Annotated in this window: 7 protein-coding genes; 6 read left to right on the top strand and 1 reads right to left on the bottom strand. The window is 70.1% G+C overall.

What is annotated here, in order from left to right; translation table 11 throughout:
* From lpxK to truA, 3 genes are all read left to right on the top strand, one after another.
* Positions 1–684 (top strand): tetraacyldisaccharide 4'-kinase (gene lpxK, locus FHD68_RS17610; RefSeq protein ID WP_139086406.1); only part of this gene is annotated, 684 nt, incomplete at its 5' end.
* Positions 685–804: 120 nt separating this feature from the next.
* Positions 805–1,788, top strand: coding sequence for a 5-bromo-4-chloroindolyl phosphate hydrolysis family protein (locus FHD68_RS17605; RefSeq protein ID WP_127899157.1), 984 nt, complete (start codon positions 805–807; stop codon positions 1,786–1,788).
* Positions 1,788–2,576 (top strand): tRNA pseudouridine(38-40) synthase TruA, encoded by a 789-nt coding sequence (gene truA, locus FHD68_RS17600; protein WP_139086404.1) that lies wholly within the window; start codon positions 1,788–1,790, stop codon positions 2,574–2,576. The genes FHD68_RS17605 and truA overlap by 1 nt, the downstream gene beginning before the upstream one ends.
* On the opposite strand, the gene FHD68_RS17595 is transcribed toward truA, so the two are convergent.
* Entirely contained in the window at positions 2,537–3,331 is a 795-nt protein-coding gene (locus FHD68_RS17595) for a sugar transferase (RefSeq protein ID WP_084693897.1), read from the bottom strand. The genes truA and FHD68_RS17595 overlap by 40 nt on opposite strands.
* Before the next feature lie 161 nt (positions 3,332–3,492).
* Between FHD68_RS17595 and FHD68_RS17590 the strand changes: the two genes are divergently transcribed.
* The 3 genes from FHD68_RS17590 to tsaB all read left to right on the top strand — a co-directional run.
* Positions 3,493–3,951 carry a universal stress protein gene (locus FHD68_RS17590; RefSeq protein ID WP_042250295.1) on the top strand — a complete coding sequence of 153 codons (459 nt, stop codon included), beginning with the start codon at positions 3,493–3,495 and terminating at the stop codon, positions 3,949–3,951.
* A 62-nt stretch (positions 3,952–4,013) separates the two neighbouring features.
* Positions 4,014–4,577 (top strand): NifU family protein, encoded by a 564-nt coding sequence (locus FHD68_RS17585; protein WP_046001314.1) that lies wholly within the window; start codon positions 4,014–4,016, stop codon positions 4,575–4,577.
* A gap of 4 nt (positions 4,578–4,581) precedes the next feature.
* The coding region (gene tsaB, locus FHD68_RS17580; RefSeq protein ID WP_139086408.1) for a tRNA (adenosine(37)-N6)-threonylcarbamoyltransferase complex dimerization subunit type 1 TsaB at positions 4,582–5,016 on the top strand (435 nt) is incomplete at its 3' end.

Raw genomic sequence — 5,016 nt, 5'->3', positions numbered from 1 at the left:
GACGAGCCGCTGCTGATGGCGGCGTTCGGCCCGGTCTGGGTCGCGGGCGACCGCGTGGCGGGGGCGCGGACCGCGGCGGCCGACGGCGCGCAGGCGATCATCCTGGACGACGGCTTCCAGGACCCGGCCTTGGCGCATGACTTGGGCATCGTCGTGGTGGACGCGGCCAAGGGGTTCGGCAACGGGCTGTGCATCCCCGCAGGTCCGCTGCGCGAGCCGGTGGCCGTGGGGCTGGCGCGGGCCGACCTGCTGCTTTCCATCGGACCGGATGCGGCGCAGGCGGGGTTTGCCCCGCCCCCCGGCGCGCCGGTACATCTGCGCGGTCAGCTGGCACCGTTGCAGATGGGGTTCGACTGGCGCGGCCACCGGGTGCTGGCCTTTGCCGGCATCGGCCACCCCGAGAAGTTCTTTGCCACCTTGACGGGCTTGGGCGCCCAGATCGTCCGGGCCGAGGCGCTGGACGACCATCAGCCCTTCACCCCGGCGCTGTTGACCCGGCTGGAGACCGAGGCCCGGCTGGTCGGCGCGCAGCTGGTCACCACCGAAAAGGACGCGGCCCGCCTGCCCCGCCCTTTCCGCCCCAAGGTGATGGCGCTGCCCGTGCGGCTGGCCCTGGCAGACGACGCGCCGCTGACGGCCGCGCTGGACCGGCTGTTTGAAATCGCGCCCCCGATGCCGATATAAGAGCGAACGATGCCCGAAAGGATCACCATGTCGCCCACTGCCAAAAGCCGGCTGAGCTTTTACCTGCTGCTGCTGCTGACGCTGTACGCGGCCGTGGCCGGCGCGGGCTGAGGGGGCATCATGTCGCAACGTTTCGGCGGGCGCTTTTCGCCCGACGCGCAGCCGGGGACGCGCCCGGGCGCATCCCTGCCCCCCACCCCCCGCCACCCGCACGAGGGTCGGCCCAAGTGGATCACCCTGGCGGCGACGCCCTTCCTGCTGGGGGCGTTCTTCCAGGGGGCCACGGGGATGGTCACCGACCTTGCAGCCTTCGGCCTGGTTGCCAGCGGCATGGTCCTGACGCGCGAGGGGCTGGTCGCGCAGGCGACCTATGCCGCGCGTCGCGTGGCCAAGCGCCCGGCCATTCCGCGCAAGCTGTTCGGCGGCGTGCTGGCAGGGATCGGTCTGGGCCTGGGGGCCGCCGAACCGGGGGTCTGGGCCGAGGCCGGGCTGATCGGCATGGCCGGTCTGGCCCTGCACCAGCTGTCCTTCGGCCTTGACCCGTGGCGCGACAAGACCGCGGCGGGCGTGGACAGCTTTCAGCAGGATCGCGCACAGCGCATGATCGACGAGGCCGAGGGCCATCTGGACCAGATGCGCGACGCGATCGCGCGCAGCGGCGACCGCAGGCTGGTGGCGCGCGTCGCGATGTTCGACGCATCCGTGCGGCACCTGTTCGACCGGGTGCGCGACAATCCCGCCGGGCTGGCATCCGCGCGGCGCTATCTGGGCGTGTACCTGATGGGCGCGCGCGACGCGACGATCCGCTTTGCCGACCTCTATGCGCGGACGCAGGATCAGAAGGCGCGGCGCGACTATGAGGTGTTCCTGGACGATCTGGAAAAGGACTTCATCGCCCGCGCCGACCGGCTGATGGACGGCGACCGCGATGCGCTGGATGTCGAGATGTCGGTCCTGCGCGACCGGCTGGCCCGCGAGGGGCTGACCGGCGCCGCGACGCGCGTCGACCCTGCCGAATGCCCCGCCCTGCAAAGCGCCGAGGCGCAGACGCTGGACGATCTGCTGCGCACCCCGTTCCCGGGACAGAAGGTCCCGCGCGACTGATGCCCCGTTTTGCCCTGCAGGTCGAATATGACGGCGCGCCCTTTGCCGGATGGCAGGCGCAGGCCGACCAGCCCAGCGTCCAGGGCGCGATCGAAGCCGCGCTGGCGCGGCTGGACCCCGCTTTCGCCACCCGCCGCATTGCCGCCGCCGGGCGCACCGATGCGGGCGTGCATGCCACCGGACAGGTGGCGCATGCCGACCTGGATCGCGAATGGGACCCCTTCCGCCTGTCCGAGGCGCTGAACTGGCACCTGAAGCCCGCGCCCGTCGCCATCCTGCGGGCGGCGCGGGTGCCGGATGATTTCCACGCCCGGTTCTCGGCCGTGGAGCGGCGCTATCTGTTCCGGCTGGTGGCGCGGCGGGCGCCGCTGACGCATGGGCGCGGACAAGTGTGGCAAGTGCTGAACCCGCTGGACGTGGATGCGATGCGCGCGGGCGCGGCCCATCTGGTCGGGCATCACGACTTTACCACCTTCCGGTCGTCGATCTGTCAGGCGAAAAGCCCGGTGAAGTCGCTGGACGAGATCAGGATCGAGGTCACGGACATCCCGCAGGGATACGAATACCGCTTTCACCTGCGCGCGCGGTCCTTCCTGCACAACCAGGTCCGGTCCATCGTTGGAACATTGGAACGGGTCGGCGCGGGATCATGGGCGCCGGAACGGGTGGGACAGGCGCTGGCGGCGCGCGACCGGGCGGCCTGCGGGCCAGTCTGTCCGCCCCACGGCCTGTACCTGACCGGGGTGGGCTATCCCTGCGACCCCTTCGACGGGCCGATCGGCAGGTAGGACTGACCGCGACGGCGACGGCGCGGGCGTTCGTCGCGGCGCGAGATCACGATCTTGAGCGTGTTCCACAGGATCCACAGATCCAGCCGCAGGCTGCGATGGCGCTGATAGATCAGGTCGATCTTCAGCTTGGCCGGCAGGCAGCGGCGGTAATAGGCCATCTCGGTCGCCTCGGCCGACTTGCAGCGGGCCAGGATGCGGTCCTCGTGGCGGTGATAGATCAGCGTGGCCAGCCCGGTGACGCCGGGGCGCGAATGCAGCACCTGGGCATAGACGGCGGGAAAGCGTTCGACATACTCGCGCAGCGGCGGGCGGGGTCCGACAAAGCTCATGTCGCCGCGCAGGATGTTGAACAGCTGCGGCAGCTCGTCGATGCGCGACCGGCGCAGGAAGCGGCCCATCGGCGTGATGCGCCACGCCTTGTGCGCGCCGGTGGCCCCGAAATCGTCCTCCTCGCACAGCATGGTGCGGAATTTCCACTGCGTGAAGGGCTGGTTCGGGGCGCGCATGCGGTGCGCGGCATAAAGGATCGGCCGGCCCTGCAGCAGCAGCAGCAATCCCGCGACGGTCAGCATCACGACCGACAGCGGCACCAGCAGGATCAGCACCAGGATCAGGTCGAACGCGCGCTTGGAGACCGGCATGGGATTGACGCCGGGAGCCCGCGCCTCGCCGATGAACCATGCCATCCGGGGCGCGCTGAGCGGTCCCAGATGCGCGGCATCGGCCTTTTCCCAATCATGGTGGATCGTCACGACACCGTCCGCATTGCACATTTCACGCCAGTCAACCTCATCGCGACTAGCACGACATGCAAGCATTGGAAACGGGTGCGGCGCTTTCCTGCGCACTGACTTGCGCGGGCATGGCACTTCGGCCACTGTCGGGGCGAAAGAGGCGGAGGTCCGGCGACACGATGCGGAAATTTCTGGTCCTTCTGGACGACAGCAGGGAATGCCTGAACGCGATGCGCTTTGCCGCGATGCGCGCGGCCAAGTCCCAGGGGGCAGCGGTCGTGATCCTGTCGGTCATTCCCGCCGAGGAGATCCAGCACGGATTCGGCGTGGCAGACGTGATGCGCGCCGAGGCCCGCGAGCGGATCGAGGCGCATTTCGAGGTCTTTGCCAAATGGATGCGGTCGCGCCCCGGAGTCGAGCCGGAGCTGGTCATCCGCGAGGGCGACACCGCCGAGGAGCTGCTGGCCCAGATCACCGAGGACGGAGAGATCGGCGTGGTCGTGCTGGGCCTGTCCTCGGACAAGAGCAGCACCAACCCGGTCCTGACGCGCCTGATGCGCGACCCGACCGCCCTGCCCTGCGCCATTTCGCTGGTGCCCGGCGATCTGTCCAAGGAGCGGCTGGAGGCCATCACCTGAGAGCCCCGGCGGCTTGACCCAAGCGCCCCGGATCGCCATATCGGGATCAAAGGAGCGCCCCCATGTTCATCCAGACCGAGACGACGCCGAACCCCGCAACGCTGAAATTCCTGCCCGGAGAGACGGTGCTGGGCAGCGGCACGGCCGATTTCCCGACCCCCGAGACCGGGGCCGCATCGCCCCTGGCGCGGCGGATCTTTGCGGTGGACGGCGTGACCGGCGTGTTTCTGGGCCGTGATTTCGTGACCGTCACCAAGGCCGACCAGGTGCCGTGGGATCACCTGAAGCCGTCCGTCCTGGGCGCGATCATGGAGCATTTCCAGTCGGGTGCCCCGGCGATCGAGGGCGCGGCGGCGGACACGGGCGGCCATGTCGCCCATGAAGCAGGTCCGGACGCCGAGATCGTGGTGCAGATCAAGGAGCTGCTGGACACGCGCGTCCGCCCCGCGGTCGCGCAGGACGGCGGCGACATCACCTTCCACGGCTTCGATCGCGGCATCGTCTATCTGCACATGCAGGGGGCCTGCGCGGGCTGCCCGTCCTCGACCCTGACGCTGAAGATGGGGATCGAGAACCTGCTGCGTCATTACATCCCCGAGGTTGTCGAGGTCAGGCCCGTTGCCTGACCGGATCACCCCCGATCCAGTGGTTCTGGGGTTCGACACATCGGCCGCGCATTGCGCGGCCGCTTTGCTGCGCGGCGACGCGGTTCTGGCGGCGGTCCATGAGGACATGACCAAGGGCCAGGCGGAGCGCCTGATGCCGATGCTGGAGGAGATGCTGGCCGGCGCGGGCCTGGGCTGGGGCGACCTGGACGCGATCGGCGTGGGCACGGGGCCGGGCAACTTCACCGGCATCCGGGTGGCGGTGGCGGCGGCTCGCGGACTGGCCCTGTCCCTGGGCATCCCCGCCATCGGGGTCGAGGCGCCCGAGGCGCTGGCCTGGGGCCTGCCGCGGCCCTGCCGGGTGGTGATCGCGGGGCGGGGCGACATGGTCATCTGGCAGGACTTTGCCGAGGGCGCGGAGGGCCGGCCGCAGCAGGCTGCGGCCGGCGCGCTACCGCCC

It is taken from the genome of Paracoccus marcusii (assembly GCF_006151785.1).
Classification (GTDB): Bacteria; Pseudomonadota; Alphaproteobacteria; order Rhodobacterales; family Rhodobacteraceae; genus Paracoccus; species Paracoccus marcusii.
The sequence above is the reverse complement of the archived record's forward strand: the minus strand, read 5'-3'. Positions and strand labels throughout refer to the sequence as shown.